Consider the following 16,564-nt stretch of genomic DNA (forward strand, 5'->3'; position numbering starts at 1 on the left):
AGTTTCGAGCATTAGGTTTCCGAGTTCAAAGTATCAATTATTTCCTCCTCCCTCCCCTACTCCTCCTGCTCCTTCTGTTCCCTGTTCCCTGTTCCCTGTTCCCTCTGATCCCCATTGATCTAATAAATCAGTGAGTAAAAGTTCTTCAATCCAAGTTTTGCTCACCACTGTTAAGGGTAAGGCTAAAACTAAACCTAACACCCCAAAAAAGGAGGCAAAAAAGATTTGAGCCGTTAAGGTAATCGCGGGTAACAAATCAACTTGTTTTTGCATGACCAGAGGACTAAACCAATAGCTCTCTAAGTTTTGAATAATAACGTATAGGATAATGACTGCCAAGGCTTTCCAAGGGGTATCTAATAACGCAACAGAAACGGGAAAAATCACACTGGCTGTCGGCCCAATATTCGGAACAAAGTTAAACATTCCCGCTAATAGCGCATGGGCAAATACAAACGGAATCCCCAAAATTAGCAGACCGATAGCACTCAATATTGCCACAAAAGTAGAGGTAATAACAATCCCTCCCATCCATTGCAATAAAGTTGTTTCACATTTGGATAAAATGTAATCGGCTCGATGACGATAAAACGAGGGAAATAAACGTACCAATCCCCGACGATAGGAGGAGGGATCAGCTAATAACATCAAGGCAAATATTAATAGTAATAGAAACTGTAAAAAGTTGCCAATCGAGTTAGAAAAGAAGGCAAAGAAATTTCCCAATAGCTTTTGAGCGAAAGGCCCAGCTTGTGCTGCTAGTTGGGTGACATTCGGAAGCTCAACATTCAGGTCAGGAAGCCAACTGGGGGGATTTTTAGCCAGACCGTTCAGCCAAATCAGTAATTTATCGTACCCCACAGGAACCAATTTGATCAGTTCTTGAAACTGGTCTAAAAACGGAGGCAAAACCACACTAATTAACACTGCACCCATCACCACAATTAAGGCGAGTGATAACAAAACGGCACGTCCGCGCTTCAGTCCAAATCGTTGTATCCGTCGTACTAAACTGTTAACCGCAATGGACAACACAACGGAGGTAAACAGAAGCAGTAGGATTTGCCGAAACTGCCACAGAATAATGAGGGCAATGACTAAACAAAGGAACCCGATCCAATCTGCCAGTTTCAAGATGTCAACTCCTGTTTTACGCTTGTTAATACCTTTTTTTTAACCCAATATCCCGCAATTGAAAGTAATGACGGCTTCCACACAGCAACAGAGGTTTAAGATGAAAAGTTAGAAATACAGATTTATACTCAATATGCTACAGCCTCAACTTTTGAATTGGGAATGTCGTGATACCCTCCATATTCATTCTGATGCCGTCAGAGTGATTGCCATGAGTTACGATGGTAAACTTCTGGCCAGTCGCAGTGATGATGCCACGTTGCAACTTTACAACTTGGAAACACCCTCTGCGCCGATGATTCTGGCTGATAACCTCTGCCGACAATATCCCGGTTATGGGTTAGTATTCAGTCCAAATTCTCCCATACTGGCGGTTGAATGCGATAAAAATATTCACCTTTGGAATGTGAGCACGCTTCAATATCAAGTATTGGACTTGGGGTTATCGGTTCCTATTTGTTCTTTAGCGTTTAGTCCCAATGGTAAACTTCTGGCTGCGGGGAGTTTTGATGGCTTCATTGGGTTTTGGGATTTAACGAAGGGTCAACCTCTCCCCCCGTTAAAAGCGCATTCTTTTCCAATTTGGTCATTGGCCTTTAGTCCTGATAGTTTATTTTTGGCCAGTGGTAGTGGGGATGGAACCGTGGGATTATGGAGTGTAAATGGCCAGCAGTCATTAGCGCTTTTGGTGGGTCATTCCTTTCCGGTTTGGTCGGTAGCTTTTAGTCCCGATGGTTTGACTCTCGCTACTGGAAGTGAAGACAAGACGATTAAACTCTGGTGGCTGGAAATTGGCCAGGAGTTAGCGACCCTGATGGGTCATTCGGCTTCTGTGCAGTCTCTAGCTTTCTCGACCGAAGGCAAAATTTTAGTGAGTGCGAGTAATGATGGCACGTTGAGGCTGTGGAAAATTAGCCCAGATTTGCAAGTGGGAGCGCTGTTAGAGCCGATTCAGATCCTCGCAGGTCATCAAGGTTCCGTTGGAACGGTTATCTATAGTCCTTCTGAACGTTTGATCGTCAGTGGGAGTACGGATGCAACTATTAAACTTTGGCGCAAAGGTTAACAGTTGACTGTTGACTGTTGACTGTTGACTGTTGACTGTTAGCAAACCTCCCTCTCCCCCTTCTTCCCCTGTTCCCTGTTCCCTGTTCCCTGTTCCCTGTTCCCTGTTCCCTGTTCCCTGTTCCCTGTTCCCTAATTCTAAGGCAAAGAATACCCTGTTTTTTGCTGAATAAAATCTAATATTTTAGAATAGGCTTCGGAATTGGTTTGAGGATTAATAATAATGGCTTCTTTACCATCAGGAAGCCAAAACATGATGCGTTTACTAGAATCAACAACAAAAGTATTAAGGCGATTCAAATCAACAATATATTCATGTCGATCATAAATAATCTTAATCCAATAGTGAGTTAAGGAATGGACAGTAATTTTTTGAATATAATCTAAAATATCTTCATAAGTTTGGGGGTTATTTTGATAATTAATAATAATAGGTTTACCATTAGCAGGCAACCACAAAGTAATCCGTTTGTTCAATCCCGATGCAAACGCACTAATACTATCGAGATCAATCAGATAAGTTTCTCGGTCATAATTCATTTTGATCCAGTACGCCACAAAACCTCCTCAGACCTGTGAATCCTTACTAAGACTCAACTCGCTTCCTGAATAAATTCTATAAACAGACCAGAGGACAATCATCACTCACCCATTCCCTCTGATCATAGAATGATGATTGATCGGGTGGGATGAAAATTTCCCCTGAAATTAGAAATTGATGCCCCTGGTCTTCTTTTCTAACTGAATTGACAATTTTAGGAAACTTTAGCCGGAGAATTAAACACCAGAAGTGGAACGTAATTCAGTCGGGTCTAATCGTCCGTTGATGGGTTCAGTCATTGCAGTTTGGGTTTTTTTTAATAACTGGGTTGCGGCTTCAACAAACCCTTGAAACAGAGGGTGAGGACTATTGGGTCGGGATTGAAATTCGGGGTGAAATTGAGTCGCCACAAAGAAAGGATGGTTGGGTAATTCAATAATTTCGACTAAACGACCATCGGGGGATGTTCCACTAATGGTATAGCCCGATTCTAAGAATAATGTACGATAGGCATTATTGAATTCATAACGATGGCGATGGCGTTCATAAACCACTTCCTGCTGATAGAGTTTAAACGCTAAAGTATCCGGTTGTAAACGACAGGGATATAAGCCTAAACGCATGGTTCCCCCTAAGTCTACAACATCCTGCTGTTCCGGTAATAAATTAATCACAGGATTTGGAGTTTCTGGGTCAAATTCAGCACTATGCGCTCGTTCAAGTCTAGCAATATGACGGGCCCATTCAATCACTGAACATTGCATTCCTAAACATAATCCCAGGAAGGGGATTTTTTGTTCTCGTGCATATTCAATTGCTGAAATTTTACCGTCCGTTCCACGTTGTCCAAATCCACCCGGAACGACAATTCCTTGCACATTTTTAAGATAATTTTCAGGATTATTTCCTTCAATATCTTCCGAGTTAATCCATTCTAAATGGAGTTCTGCACCCACTTGAACAGCCGCATGATGGAGGGCTTCTACAACGGATAGATAGGCATCAGTTAACTGCACATATTTCCCCACAATGGCAATCGTAATTTTAGGGTGGGGGAGGGGACATTTTGTATTGTGATCCCGATGATAGAGCCGATCAACTAAAGTTTGCCATGCTGTTAAATTCGGTTGTCGTTGTTCCAATTGTAACAGTTTTAAGCTTTGTTCGGCAAGTCCTTCTTGCTCTAAGAGTAAGGGAACTTCATAGATACTATTAGCATCCTGGGAGGTAATCACACAATCTGCTTCTACATCACAAAATCCGGCAATTTTTTCTTTAATTCCTAAAGGAATTTGGCGATCGCAACGACAAACTAAAATATCAGGTTGAATCCCAATGGATCGTAATTCTTTAACCGAATGTTGAGTCGGTTTTGTTTTCATTTCCCCCGCCGCACCAATCCAAGGAATTAAAGTAACGTGTAAATAAATTACATTTTTGCGTCCAACATCCTTACGAAATTGACGAATTGCTTCTAAGAAAGGTAAGGATTCAATATCGCCAACAGTTCCTCCAACTTCGGTAATTACAACATCTGGATTAGTATTTTTTGCCACTCGATGAATGCGTTCTTTGCATTCATTGGTAATATGAGGAATCACTTGCACAGTTCCTCCTTGATAGTCTCCCCGACGTTCTTTATTAATTACCGCTTGATAAATTCCGCCAGCCGTGACACTATTAAGACGGGACATAGAGGTATCAGTAAAGCGTTCATAGTGTCCTAGGTCTAAGTCGGTTTCCGCACCATCTTGGGTGACAAAGACTTCGCCGTGTTGAAACGGACTCATAGTTCCAGGGTCAACATTAATATAGGGATCAAGCTTCAGAATGGATACGGAATAGTCCCGTGACTTCAGCAGGCGCCCTAAACTAGCAGCAACAATTCCTTTACCAATACTGGATACCACTCCACCCGTTATAAAAACAAACTTAGTCATAAAAATTACCTGGCCGCCTCTAATACTTTATCAATTGTGCCATAAGCCCTTCCAGAAATTGAGATAAACTCAGAAATTCAAAAGTTCCCACCACTTAAGTTAATACAAACTTGGACTAAATTTACGCTTTTAAACTAGACTTAGATCTAGTAGAATTAACGGAGAACTTGAACGATCATAATTACTAAGATTTTAGATCTCAGCTAAAAACGTTATGCTAAAATATTTCAAACTGTGACTAACCCCAGAGAACCAAATAGGATTGAGCCAGATTTGACTTGCAAATTCAAAATTGCTCTCATATTACAATCCAATCTACTATGGCTGTTTTTACCTCTTTGATCCCTTTCGGATTAGATTTTATCACTCCGAGTAACTTGCTGAACTTTTCGTCAAGTTCTGAAGCCTTTACAGAAATTTTATTCATTGATTCCAATGTCACCGATTATCAGTATCTACTATCAGGAATTAAACCGGGAATTTATCCGGTATTGCTGAAAAATGAAACCGATGGTATTGTTCAAATTGGTGAACATCTGAGTCGGTTTGAAAATTTAGAAGCGATTCATTTAGTTTGTCATGGTAGTCCCGGAGAAATTTATCTCGGAAATACAACCTTAAATTTATCCAATTTATCAATTTATCTACAATCTCTTCAACAGTGGTCTAAAGCGTTACATCCTAAAGCAAATTTATTAATTTATAGTTGTGAAGTCGCCGACGGTTGGCAAGGAAAAGCCTTTGTTAAAGCCTTAAGTCAAATCACCCAAACTCAGGTTGCTGCTACAACAGAAAAACTGGGTCAAGGCTATTGGGATTTTACCGTTACAACCGGAAAAATTAATACTGAACTTGCCTTTAAACCGAGAATTCTAAATAATTATAATCATCAATTAGCCTTTTCAATTACTGCCAATAATAATTCCCAAGACCTCCTCAATAATCTCCTGGGAAATACAAGCGGTTTAAGTAATTTTAACTTGGAAATTACAGGAGATTCTAGTGCTGTTGGTCTGTTTCAAGATGATCCTTTTGGTTTAACGTCAGGGATTGTTTTAAGTACCGGAAATGCGGTAGAAATTCCCGGTGTTAATACCGCTTCTGACTTTACTGATTTTGGTGATCTAGGTGCGGATTTGAATACCGACTTAGGAAATCCTGGTATTGATGGAGATGCAATTACTTTAACAATTACCTTTGATGCTAATGCAACAGCCAAGCAATTATTCTTTCAATATGTCTTTGGTTCAGAAGAATTTGTAGAATATGGAGGAGATATTTTTAATGATTCCTTTGAACTGTTATTAAATGGAAATAATCTCGCTCAACTCAGTGATGGTCAAACCGTTACTATTAATAATTTAGTTCCCAATGGCAATGACTCAACAGTCTTTCATCCTGATTATATCAACAATCCTAAAAACCCAGATACCCTAACTAAATTAGATGGATATACAAAGGTTTTAACCTTTTCCGGTAACATAATTCCCAATAGCAAAAATACCTTAACAATTCAGATTCAAGATGTCTCTGATGGCTCATTAGATTCGGCTGTTTTCCTCAAAAGCGGTGCATTAGGAACTGTTTTACCCACCGATACAACACCATCCGTTAGTTTCTCTCAACCCACTTATCAAATTAATGAAAATGGCAGTTTAATCGGTTCAGAAATTACTATTAACCGCAGTGGAGATGCAACTCAACCCGCCAGTGTTGATGTAATTTTAACCGATGGAACTGCCACTGGAGGCCCAGCCCTAAATCTAGGAATTGACTATAATAATACTCCGATTTCTGTTAATTTTGTCGCCAATCAAACCACAGCCACCCTCAACATTCCCATTAATGCCGATAACAATATTGAACCCACAGAAACCGTTAATTTAGCCTTAGCAAATCCCAGTAACGGGATTAGTATTGGTTCTCAATCTACTGCGGTTTTAGATATTGTTGAACCCAATATAACTTTACCTGTAGTTAATCTCAGTATTAGCCCAACTTCCCTGACAGAAACCGAAACTTTAACCGTATCGGCATTTTTATCGACGGTTACAAATCAGGCTGTTAGTATTTATTTAGGATTTCTAGGAACAGCCACAAAAGATCTTGATTATACCGTCTCATCTGATGTTATTGTGATTCCGGCTGGGTCAACCATTGGAAGTATAACCTTAACCACAATTAATGATAATTTACTCGAAGACAATGAAAGCATTATTATAGATTTATCCAGTTTAAATAATGCTACAGCCATCGGGGTTCAACAGGTTGTTTCCCAACTGATTAATAATCCTAATTCTTCTCCCTCTCCCACGCCCGAACCCACACCCGAACCCACGCCCGAACCCACACCCGAACCCACGCCCGAACCCACACCCGAACCCACACCCGAACCCATTTCTAATATTACCTTAGATCTAAATCCCGACTGTAGTTGTGATTCCTTAAAGCCGCCAACTATTAATAATATTATTCCCAACACAGTTGAAGATACAATTAATGGCCGTGATGGCAATGATCAATTACAAGGAGATGAAAGAAAGAATGCCTTATTTGGTGGGCTAGGAAGTGATGAAGTTTATGGAAAAGATGGGGATGATAATGTTTATGGGGGTCAAGGAATTAATACGGCTACGGGTAAACCCAATGAAACAGATGTACTATTTGGAAATCAAGGATTAGATTATGTTAACGCCAGTGAAGGTGCAGATAAACTCTATGGCGGTAAAGATAACGATGCTATTTTTGGGGGGAAAAATAACGATCTGATTTATGGAGATTTAGGAAATGATACCCTCATAGGAGACTTAGGAGATGATACCGTCATTGGTGATACCACCGAACCCCAATTTGAGAACCCCCCCGGACAGGATTTATTATTCGGAGGAGAAGGGGATGATATGATGTTTGGAAATGGGAATAATGACACCCTAAGTGGAGGTTTAGGAAGTGATAAACTTAATGCAGGGAAAGGAGATGATCAAGTTTTTGGGGATGAAGATGCCGATGAAATTTATGGAGATTTAGGACAAGATACCCTCTGTGGAGGAGATGAAAACGACACCATTTATGGCGGAACTGCAACGAAAACCATTGTTAACAATGGGGAAGATAATGACGAATTATGTGGCGGAAATGGGGATGATCTTCTCAGTGGAAATGAAGGACAGGATATTATTCATGGAGAAGCCGGAAATGATACCTTGCATGGGGGATCTGATGGAGATACATTAATAGGTGGAGAAGGAAGCGATCGCATTTTTGGGGATAGTGGTGATGATATTCTATGGGGAGGAAATGGCAATAATACTTTAACGGGAGGTCAAGGAAAAGATTTGTTTTTAATTGAGTTACAAGGTCAACAAATTATTACCGATTTTACCCAGGGTCAAGATGTTTTAGTTCTCACAACCGGATTAACTTTTGAACAATTGAATTTTACCCTTAATAATGGCGCATTACAGATTCAAAATCAAGGTCAAACCCTGGCTATATTAATAGGAACTCCTGCAATTAATCAAAGTGATTTTGTTCTGGCTTCTTAAAAGTGTGGAACAGGCAACATGAGATGTTCAGTGGGGTGTCAGGGATTTCTAAGGATCTAATATAAAGTTTAGTTAAAAGTTTTAGCAAAATATGAAGTCCCCCGACTTTCGCAATATCCCTGTTGTTTAACTCCCGTAAGGGTTTAGACACTTTAACAGTCTAATTCTTGTCCGCAAGGGACTTGATCAGAACTTGGTACAATGCAACGAGAGTTAATTAGTTTTAGAATTCTGAACCCTTAAATTTCTATGACAACTGCAACAGCATATCCTAACGCCCCTGATCTATCCACTGATGATTATGTCGTCATTGGTTTAGCAACCTGTTTTATTAAAGAAGATGGGGAAGTTCATCAAGTTCAAGTGGTTGAGCCCATTCCCTCGGCGGCTTTAGAAGCCATTTTGAAAGGAGTTCCTACATCCTATTCAATCGCTTATGCTGTAACATTGGGTTCTATTTTAAGTAATGGAGAAGCTAAAATCCCCCCAGAATTGGCAACAGATGCCCATTTTTGTGAAAATTTTACCGATCGCGCGATCGCAGCAACTCGCACCTACCATAATCGCCCCCAAGCCCAAACTCATATTCCATTAGGAACAACATTTAAAGAATTTAATTACTCCCTAGAACGAAAACGGGTTTTAAATTCTGAGCGAATGATTCGGACTGAAGATAACGTTAAACAACACGCTTATACTCACCAAGTTCTTTAATTTTAGGGAAATTTAAGTTAGGGCGATATCCGTTGACATCCGCCTAGGGTCAAGGATATCGCCTCAATCTTTAATTATTTTGATTGTCCTGTTGTTGGGTTTCTTGTAACGCTTGAATTTGTTCAACCGTTAACTCTGTTGTTTGGGAAATCTGTTCTAAACTCATCCCCATTTGAAGTAATAAAATTGCAACTTGTCGCAGTGCTTCAGCCCGACCTTCAGTAAACCCTTCAGCCCGACCTTGTTCTTTACCTCGTCGCAAAATTTCTTGATACATGGTTGATTCTTGCATAATATCACTCCTAATAATCCGTTGAATGACATTGGTTTCTAATACTAATCCGGCGAGAATTGAAGATGCGGCGATCAGATTACTTTGAACACGCCGATCTGCAATTTGTTCAACGACTTGGGAGACTTGAGTTAATACCTGTGCGGGATCATTAGTTTGACTTAATACCGCAAAGGGTAATAACCCAGGAACTCTCAAAAATTCCTCTGTAGGCTGTTCCCAGAGACGAATGACTTCAAATTCATGGGAGGTTTTTTCGAGTCTAAAGGTATTTTGTTGAACTAAGGGGGAGTTAGTTCGTTGTAAATAAATCACCACTTGACGCATCACCTTTTGGGGAAACCGTCGATAGACCCTTACTCGATAATCTAACATCCGAAAGGGCATCATGGCATCCGGTTGAGTTTGAAATTCCGTATGCAATACTAACTCATCGGATTGTAGTAAAATTAATGAATCTGCCCGAATCGGTTCTAAGGATAACTCCGTTGGACTCAGTTGTGTTAACTGAATGGGAGAACCCAATAACCAACTCGCTAAATCCTCAGAAAAATTCTCTGCGATAAATTTGCAGATATTATCAAACACGCTTGCCTTTCCTTCCCTCGTCTTGATAATTTAATGATAAACTTTTTAAGGAAGTTCTAAGCTTAAAAAAGGATAAACATCAATGTTAAAACTCTATGGTGGTGCTCGCAGTCGGGCTTCAATTGTGCAATGGTATTTAGAAGAAATCGAGGTTCCCTACGAGTTTATTCTATTAGATATGCAAGCCGGAGAACACCTAAAACCGGAATTCATGGCGATCAATCCGATTGGCAAAGTTCCCGCCATTGTTGAGGACGACTTTAAACTGTGGGAGTCGGGAGCAATTTTATTATATTTAGCTGAAAAACATGGCAAACTGCCTAATTCTGCTGAAGAAAAAGCCGAAATTTATCAATGGGTCTTATTTGGAAATGCTACGCTAGGAACGGGAATTTTTATAGAAGCAAATCGGGAAAAAGAAACTCCTCGTTTACTAAACCCTTTGAATGAAATTTTGACGAAACAGCCCTTTTTAATGGGGGATGAATTGAATGTTGCTGATATTGCAGTCGGTTCGCTTTTAGCTTATATTCCCTTAATGTTGCAGTTGGATTTAAGCCCCTATCCGGCTGTTTTAGAATATATTAAACGCTTAACAGAAAGACCTGCATTTCAAAAAACCATTGGCAGCAGAAAGTAATATTAACCCAACAGTGGCTATCAGCGTTGAGTTAGAAATAGCGGGAAGTTAAACCCTAAATTGAGTAAACCTCCACAATTTTCCAGCTTAACGCTGATAGCTGAAACTGGTTTTTTTTATTTGAATCCCACAGAGGCTTGCCAAACAAAAGCCAACAACAGGAAAAAGACAGGGATAACAGGCAGAATGTCAACGACAGGGCTAAAAATGGAGTAAGCTTCGGGTAGCTTTGCTAACAGCAGTGCTGCTTCCATGAATTAATATACCTCTCTAAAAATTATGTGGGCGAATTTTAACGTATTTTACCACGCCCGGTCATGGGAACTTACGAATTTTATAGAGAAGGGAACAGGGAACAGGGAACAGGGAACAGGGAATGAAGTTAGTCGCTCAACCGTCAACAGCCAACAGCCAACAGCCAACAATTAACCCTCTATCTTGGCAATTGAAACATGAAATTCCATCTGGGAGGTGGCACCACTACCCCGAAATGTCCCTTTAATGGGGACGGCGTGGCGGGGAATGGCTGTGGCGACTAAGGGAATATGGCGATCGCTAATGGCCAATCCTTGAGTCGGATCATACCCTCGCCATCCCGCACCGGGTAAATAAACTTCGGCCCAAGCGTGTAAATCCCGTTTTTCTCGGTTTAAATTCCCTTCTTGATATCCACTCACAAAACGAGTCGCTAAATTCATCATCCGACACGCTTCCATAAATATAACGGTTAAATCTCGACAGGAACCAAACTGTTGTGTCCAAGTGATACCGGGTGGTAGGGGACGACCTTGGGGGCGAATAATATGTTGACAAGTATCATGAATTTTTTGATTTAATTCACTTAAAAAATTGAGAGTTTGTCCCTGAGTTTTATGCCAAATTTCTTGAGCAAGTTGGGTAATAATTGGATCAGGAAGTTTTTGTAAATAAGGTTGTAAATGACTCAAAATAGGAGCCGGATATTCTACAACAGGTAACTCCATTGCCCAAGGTTCTAATAAATAATGAAAGGGGTTAGTACAATGGGTTTCGACTTGGGAATTGACTTTAATTTTTAATTCTTCAGTGGGTTTGGAAAACCAAATCTTGATGATGTCATTTCCGTCTAATCCCAAGCAATTTGATAACCCTAGAGGCTGGGGAAAAACCTCTAAAGAAAACTCTTGTACGCTTTGAAAAGCATCAGAACGGGGACGTAACTGAATCAAATGGGGATCTAAAGCAACAGGTTGGCTGTAAGTGTAATGGGTAAGGTGAGTAATATTATAGATCATGAACTCGTTTGAGTTTGGCTTAATACTAGGGGACTGGCAACAGGTTTAAGGGCAAAAAAGGCTTCAAAAATTCGTTCGCCTACGCGATTCATTCGATGTTGTAAATCATCGAGAAATTCATGAATTCCATCTTGCATAATTTCTTCAATTGTGGTATAATCCAGTTCAGAACGTAATCGCCCTAACTCCCGTTCGGCGGGGTTTTCCCAAGTTCCGGGGCTGGTTCCAGTAATACATTGTAGCGATCGCTCTGCCTGTAATAAACAATATTCAATTGAGCGCGGAAATTCCCGATCTAAAATTAGAAATTCCACCACCCTAGACGGTGTAATTCGGTGTTGTTTGCGTTTGCGATACATTTCATAAGCACTAGCTGATTTTAACAAAGAAATCCACTGAATTTCATCAATAGTTGTTCCCACATCCTGCACTGAAGGCAATAAAATATAATACTTCACATCTAAAATTCGAGACGTTTTATCCGCCCGTTCTAATAATCTCCCCATGTTGCCAAAATGCCAGCCTTCATTATGAGACATAGTAGCATCCATGACTCCCGCAAATTGATGTCCGCGCATTTTCACTTGATAGAAGAAATCCGAGAGTTGATAGTAACTTTCTCCCACCGCCGCATCTCGAACCATCAGATAAAATTCGTTGACTTGTTCCCACATTTCGGAGGAGATTACCTCTCGAACAGAACGGGCATTTTCACGCGCTGCCCGTAAACAAGATAAAATAGAATTCGGATAATTACTATCAAAGGTTAAAAATCGGATCACATTTTCTTCTGTTGCTTCTCCATACCGTTCTTTAAACACCTCTAAATCCCCCGTTGTGACAACAATCGGTTTCCACTGTTGTTGAACACCAGAGGGAGAATCTAGCAACAAATTTTGATTCACATCAATAAAACGAGCAATATTTTCCGCCCGTTCGACATAACGATTTAACCAATAAATAGAATCTGCAACGCGGCTTAACATATTGATAATTGTTGACGGTTGATAGTTGACTGTTGGCTGTTGACGGTTGAGTTTTTATTCACATAAAACCCAAGTATCCTTACTTCCACCTCCTTGAGAAGAATTAACCACTAATGACCCTTTTTTCATCGCCACACGGGTTAATCCTCCTGGATGAACGTAGATATCCTCACCATATAAAATATAGGGTCTTAAATCAACGTGACATCCTTCAAAAGTATCCCCTAATAAAGTCGGAACCCGTGATAAAGATAGCGTTGGCTGGGCGATATAATTTCGAGGATTCGCTTTAATTTTTTCGGCAAATTCTAGGCGTTCTGCTTCTGTCGATTGAGTTCCCACTAACATCCCATAACCTCCCGCTTCATTGGCGGCTTTAACAACTAATTGGTCAAGGTTTGCTAACACATATTCTAGTTGTTTGGGTTCCCAACATAAATAAGTTGGAACATTGGATAAAATTTGTTCTTCTCCTAAATAATATTGAATCATTTGGGGAACATAAGCATAAATCACTTTATCATCCGCAATTCCCGTTCCTAACGCATTCGCCAGCGCAACTCGACCATTTCGATACACTTCCGTTAACCCTGGAACCCCTAACATGGATTCAGGATTAAAGGCTAATGGGTCAATAAAAGTATCATCAATTCGACGATAAATGACATCGACCCGTTTTAAACCCTTAGTGGTTCGCATTTGCACATAGCCATCACTCACCACTAAATCCCGTCCTTCGACTAATTCTACACCCATTTGTTGGGCGAGAAAAGAGTGTTCAAAGTAGGCAGAATTATACATCCCCGGAGTTAATACAACAACGGTAGGGTTGCTAATATGATCCCCGACTAAATTCAGCAAAGCATCTAATAAATGACTGGGATATTCATCAACGGGTTGAATTCCTAATTTCGCAAAAATTTGAGGGAATGTTGTTTTCATCACCCGCCGATTTTCTAACACATAGGAAACCCCAGAAGGACAGCGTAAATTATCTTCGAGAACGTACCATTTTCCCTCTTTGTCTCTAACTAAATCCGTTCCCGTAATATGACACCAAATTCCTTTAGGGGGTTTTAATCCCATACAAGGTTTGAGAAATCCCTTAGAAGAATAGATTAATTCTTCAGGAATAATTTTATCTTTGATGATTTTCTGTTCTCCATAAATATCATCAATAAATAAATTCAACGTATGGATTCGTTGCTTTAATCCCTGTTCTAACCAAGCCCATTCTGAAGCGGAAACAATGCGGGGAATTAAGTCAAAAGGTAATATGCGTTCTGTCCCTTCACTATCACTATAGACATTAAAGGTCGCCCCCAATTTCATCATCGCCGTTTTAGCCGCTTCCTGTCGGATTTCTAAATCCCCTGGGGATAGAGAATTAATCCGATCAATTAACGCTGCTGCGTAGGGACGAGGTTGTCCTTTCGCAACAAAAAGTTCATCGTAGAATTCACCTGGATCGTAGGATTGAAATCGCACTGGCTTTTATCCTAATTGATTGCTATATCATTGACATATAAAAGTTTGAGAGACTCCTTAACTGTAGCTTCTGATACAAATCTACCAAACCCTTACTCCTAACTAGAAGTAGGACTGAGGGAATTAGGCGGGAATTTGGATCAAACCCTAAGTTTCTCTTTAACTCTTCCTAAAGACATCTTGTCTTCTTTTGAGAACATTATCTACAATAGACCTAACCTTATTATCAAACAATTGTGTCTTTCTAATCTAAAAACATAGTTAAGATTTTACCAACTTTTGTAATTTTATACCACAAGCATCAATGTTTAACAGTCACAGTCAGAAAAACCCGTTAAGTTACGAAGGAACTTATGCTTGTCCAATTTGTCGTTGTGGTCAAATTTCCAGCCTTACCTTGATGGAAGCTTTAGGGTGTGATGTTTGCCATCATATCTTTACGATTAACCTAGAAAAACAAAGTTTAAAAATGGCTGACCGAGAACCGGCTTTAATGTGGCACTGGACAGGAAAAACCTGGAAAGGTGAACATTTAGGCAATCTGGAACTCAGTTGGATTTATTGGATTATTGCCCTTAGTTTTGTTCTATTTCCTCCGAGTTTAATTGGTTTATCCGCGTTAATTTTTCCTCCTATTTCCGGTAGTGTTTGGAGTTGGTTTCCCCTAGCCTGGACAATATTATCCTTTTTAGTTCATCTGTTAATTCTATTATGGTTAATGGCGGAAGCCTATCAATTTCCAGTTTTATTATTTATCAGAACTCAATGCCAACGGCTAGTAAATCCCAGGAGGGGTAATTCATGAATTACCCCTCCTAAAATCATTTAGGATTGCTAGATTAGAATAGATTATCTCAAAAAGGCTCTTGAAGCTGGATAATAAAATAGGGCTTGAAATTTAGATTGTCGTTCGTGCATGGGTTCAGGTGCTTCATCCCATAAACTTTCATAGAAAAAGAACGAAAACCCTAATCCATTTTGACGCGCCGCTTGCACCTTAGCTTGAATTTGGGGCATGGCTACAGGTCGATTTCTTAACCCTGTTAAAATTCCTACTCCCGTCGGAATTTTGCGCTGTGCTTCTTTAATTTCTGGCTGAGTCATTTCTTTAACAAAACTGGGTAAATCTGGGCGATAAATCTGCACAATTAACTCATCAACTAGATTTTTTTTCACCCAACCCACCCAATCTTGCAGATGACGATTATAAGCAGTATAATAAGGATTAGGAGCAACCGAAAAAATCGCTTTAGGATTTTTAGCTTTCACTGCTTTATTCAGTTTTTCCACAAATTGAGTAATTTTATTGGCACGCCAACGCACCCAAGCTTCATCTTTAGGATTACTCGGAGGTAATGCTTTAGTCTCTTGTTGATACAACTTAATCGTATAGGAATCATAACCAAATTCAATGGGTAAACTCAAGTGATCATCAAACTGAATCCCATCGGCTTGATATTGGGTCATGACTTCCAAAACTAAATTTGTAATTAATTGTTGTACCTCTGGATGAAACGGATTTAACCAAACCACTTCTCCAGCGACCCCTTCCCAGGTTTGACTTCCATCTTGGCGGTTTGTTAACCACTTGGGATGATTTAACACTAATTCCGACGACGGTGGAGCCATAAACCCAAATTCAAACCAAGGAATCACTAACAACCCTTTTTGATGACTTTGGGTGATTAAATCTGCTAAAATATCCTGTCCTTGTAACCCCCGACGAATAAACGGTTGAAACCCCCCCGCTTGAGCCACTCCACTCGGATAAAACACATAACCAGAATTCCAAACTACCGGATAAATAGTATTAAAATTTAATCGCGCCAGATGGTTGACAGCTTCCTGTAATTTAAGATGATCTCTGACAATATCGGTGTCATTGGTTGTCATCCAAACTCCCCGAATTTCCTGAACAGGTTGGGACGGAATTGTGATACCGGGATAAGTCGAGAATGCAACCGTCAACAAGATTCCCAAAACCATCAGAGAAATGGATTTTAGGGTTTGTTTTGTATATTTAGAAAAAAGATATCGCCACGAACTTTTCGCCATGAAACCCAATTGTATAAGTGTAAAGAAGAAATCAGCAATTCACCGAGGAATCCTGTATTTTTAGAATATTTTAATAATCTATCAAATTTTGCTGACCTTCTAACAATTTAAGCAAAATATTTATCAGTCGAAGTTTTTGAGATTGTTACCGTTTTAATCTTTCCCGTAACTTCTCGGTGAAATACCGCTTTGATTCCACCAATTTTAGGAAGTTTTAGGTGTTCACCGTTAACAGTAACACTTTGGGGATACTGAATTGATTGCTTGTGATGTTTAGATTTAAAATTGGGAAATTTAGCTCG

The 16,564-nt window shown here is 39.9% G+C and carries 14 protein-coding genes and 4 pseudogenes; 8 read left to right on the forward strand and 10 right to left on the reverse strand.

Features of this window, described 5'->3' with window-relative positions; all coding sequences use genetic code 11:
* Positions 1-33: 33 nt before the first annotated feature.
* Positions 34-1,134 (reverse strand): AI-2E family transporter, encoded by a 1,101-nt coding sequence (locus PL8927_RS14820; RefSeq protein ID WP_083622901.1) that lies wholly within the window; start codon positions 1,132-1,134, stop codon positions 34-36.
* 133 nt (positions 1,135-1,267) lie between these two features.
* Between PL8927_RS14820 and PL8927_RS14825 the strand changes: the two genes are divergently transcribed.
* Positions 1,268-2,200, forward strand: a complete 933-nt coding sequence (locus PL8927_RS14825; RefSeq protein ID WP_083622903.1) for a WD40 repeat domain-containing protein — start codon at positions 1,268-1,270, stop codon at positions 2,198-2,200.
* 137 nt (positions 2,201-2,337) lie between these two features.
* On the opposite strand, the gene PL8927_RS14830 is transcribed toward PL8927_RS14825, so the two are convergent.
* Complete coding sequence (locus PL8927_RS14830; RefSeq protein WP_083622905.1) at positions 2,338-2,757, reverse strand: hypothetical protein; 420 nt, start codon at positions 2,755-2,757, stop codon at positions 2,338-2,340.
* Between the two features lie 219 nt (positions 2,758-2,976).
* Positions 2,977-4,680, reverse strand: coding sequence for a CTP synthase (locus PL8927_RS14835; RefSeq protein ID WP_083622906.1), 1,704 nt, complete (start codon positions 4,678-4,680; stop codon positions 2,977-2,979).
* Between the two features lie 320 nt (positions 4,681-5,000).
* On the opposite strand from PL8927_RS14835, the pseudogene PL8927_RS29125 reads away from it, so the two are divergent.
* The 5 genes and pseudogenes from PL8927_RS29125 to PL8927_RS14845 all read left to right on the forward strand — a co-directional run.
* A pseudogene (locus PL8927_RS29125) lies at positions 5,001-5,564 on the forward strand (DUF4347 domain-containing protein); the annotation flags it as partial.
* Between the two features lie 9 nt (positions 5,565-5,573).
* Positions 5,574-6,272, forward strand: a pseudogene (locus PL8927_RS29130) (choice-of-anchor L domain-containing protein); the annotation flags it as partial.
* Between the two features lie 15 nt (positions 6,273-6,287).
* Positions 6,288-6,584, forward strand: a pseudogene (locus PL8927_RS29135) (Calx-beta domain-containing protein); the annotation flags it as partial.
* Between the two features lie 231 nt (positions 6,585-6,815).
* On the forward strand, positions 6,816-8,225 hold the full coding sequence (locus tag PL8927_RS29140) for a calcium-binding protein (protein ID WP_407947415.1): 1,410 nt from the start codon (positions 6,816-6,818) through the stop codon (positions 8,223-8,225).
* 249 nt (positions 8,226-8,474) lie between these two features.
* Complete coding sequence (locus tag PL8927_RS14845; RefSeq protein ID WP_083622908.1) at positions 8,475-8,939, forward strand: hypothetical protein; 465 nt, start codon at positions 8,475-8,477, stop codon at positions 8,937-8,939.
* A 70-nt stretch (positions 8,940-9,009) separates the two neighbouring features.
* Here the strand turns inward: PL8927_RS14845 and PL8927_RS14850 are convergent, their stop codons facing one another.
* On the reverse strand, positions 9,010-9,819 hold the full coding sequence (locus PL8927_RS14850) for an Rpn family recombination-promoting nuclease/putative transposase (protein WP_083622910.1): 810 nt from the start codon (positions 9,817-9,819) through the stop codon (positions 9,010-9,012).
* A gap of 82 nt (positions 9,820-9,901) precedes the next feature.
* Here PL8927_RS14850 and PL8927_RS14855 point away from each other — a divergent pair, with 82 nt between their 5' ends.
* Positions 9,902-10,459 (forward strand): glutathione S-transferase family protein, encoded by a 558-nt coding sequence (locus tag PL8927_RS14855; protein WP_083622917.1) that lies wholly within the window; start codon positions 9,902-9,904, stop codon positions 10,457-10,459.
* Positions 10,460-10,575: 116 nt separating this feature from the next.
* Here PL8927_RS14855 and PL8927_RS14860 read toward each other — a convergent pair whose 3' ends face one another.
* The 4 genes from PL8927_RS14860 to PL8927_RS14875 form a co-directional block, all read right to left on the reverse strand.
* A complete protein-coding gene (locus PL8927_RS14860) occupies positions 10,576-10,713 on the reverse strand; it encodes a photosystem II reaction center protein K (protein ID WP_072722235.1) in 138 nt (45 codons plus the stop codon).
* A gap of 171 nt (positions 10,714-10,884) precedes the next feature.
* Complete coding sequence (locus PL8927_RS14865) at positions 10,885-11,733, reverse strand: transglutaminase family protein (protein ID WP_083622919.1); 849 nt, start codon at positions 11,731-11,733, stop codon at positions 10,885-10,887.
* Positions 11,730-12,719 (reverse strand): alpha-E domain-containing protein, encoded by a 990-nt coding sequence (locus tag PL8927_RS14870; protein WP_083622921.1) that lies wholly within the window; start codon positions 12,717-12,719, stop codon positions 11,730-11,732. Before PL8927_RS14870 ends, PL8927_RS14865 begins: the two co-directional genes overlap by 4 nt.
* Before the next feature lie 54 nt (positions 12,720-12,773).
* The gene (locus tag PL8927_RS14875) at positions 12,774-14,207 is read right to left on the reverse strand and encodes a circularly permuted type 2 ATP-grasp protein (protein WP_083622923.1); all 1,434 of its coding nucleotides are present in this window, start codon (positions 14,205-14,207) and stop codon (positions 12,774-12,776) included.
* 304 nt (positions 14,208-14,511) lie between these two features.
* On the opposite strand from PL8927_RS14875, the gene PL8927_RS14880 reads away from it, so the two are divergent.
* The gene (locus PL8927_RS14880; RefSeq protein WP_083622925.1) at positions 14,512-15,012 is read left to right on the forward strand and encodes a hypothetical protein; all 501 of its coding nucleotides are present in this window, start codon (positions 14,512-14,514) and stop codon (positions 15,010-15,012) included.
* 44 nt (positions 15,013-15,056) lie between these two features.
* On the opposite strand, the gene PL8927_RS14885 is transcribed toward PL8927_RS14880, so the two are convergent.
* Complete coding sequence (locus tag PL8927_RS14885) at positions 15,057-16,262, reverse strand: glycoside hydrolase family 10 protein (RefSeq protein ID WP_083622927.1); 1,206 nt, start codon at positions 16,260-16,262, stop codon at positions 15,057-15,059.
* 107 nt (positions 16,263-16,369) lie between these two features.
* A pseudogene (locus PL8927_RS28520) lies at positions 16,370-16,564 on the reverse strand (RNA-guided endonuclease TnpB family protein); the annotation flags it as partial.

The organism is Planktothrix serta PCC 8927, from assembly GCF_900010725.2.
Lineage (GTDB): Bacteria > Cyanobacteriota > Cyanobacteriia > Cyanobacteriales > Microcoleaceae > Planktothrix > Planktothrix serta.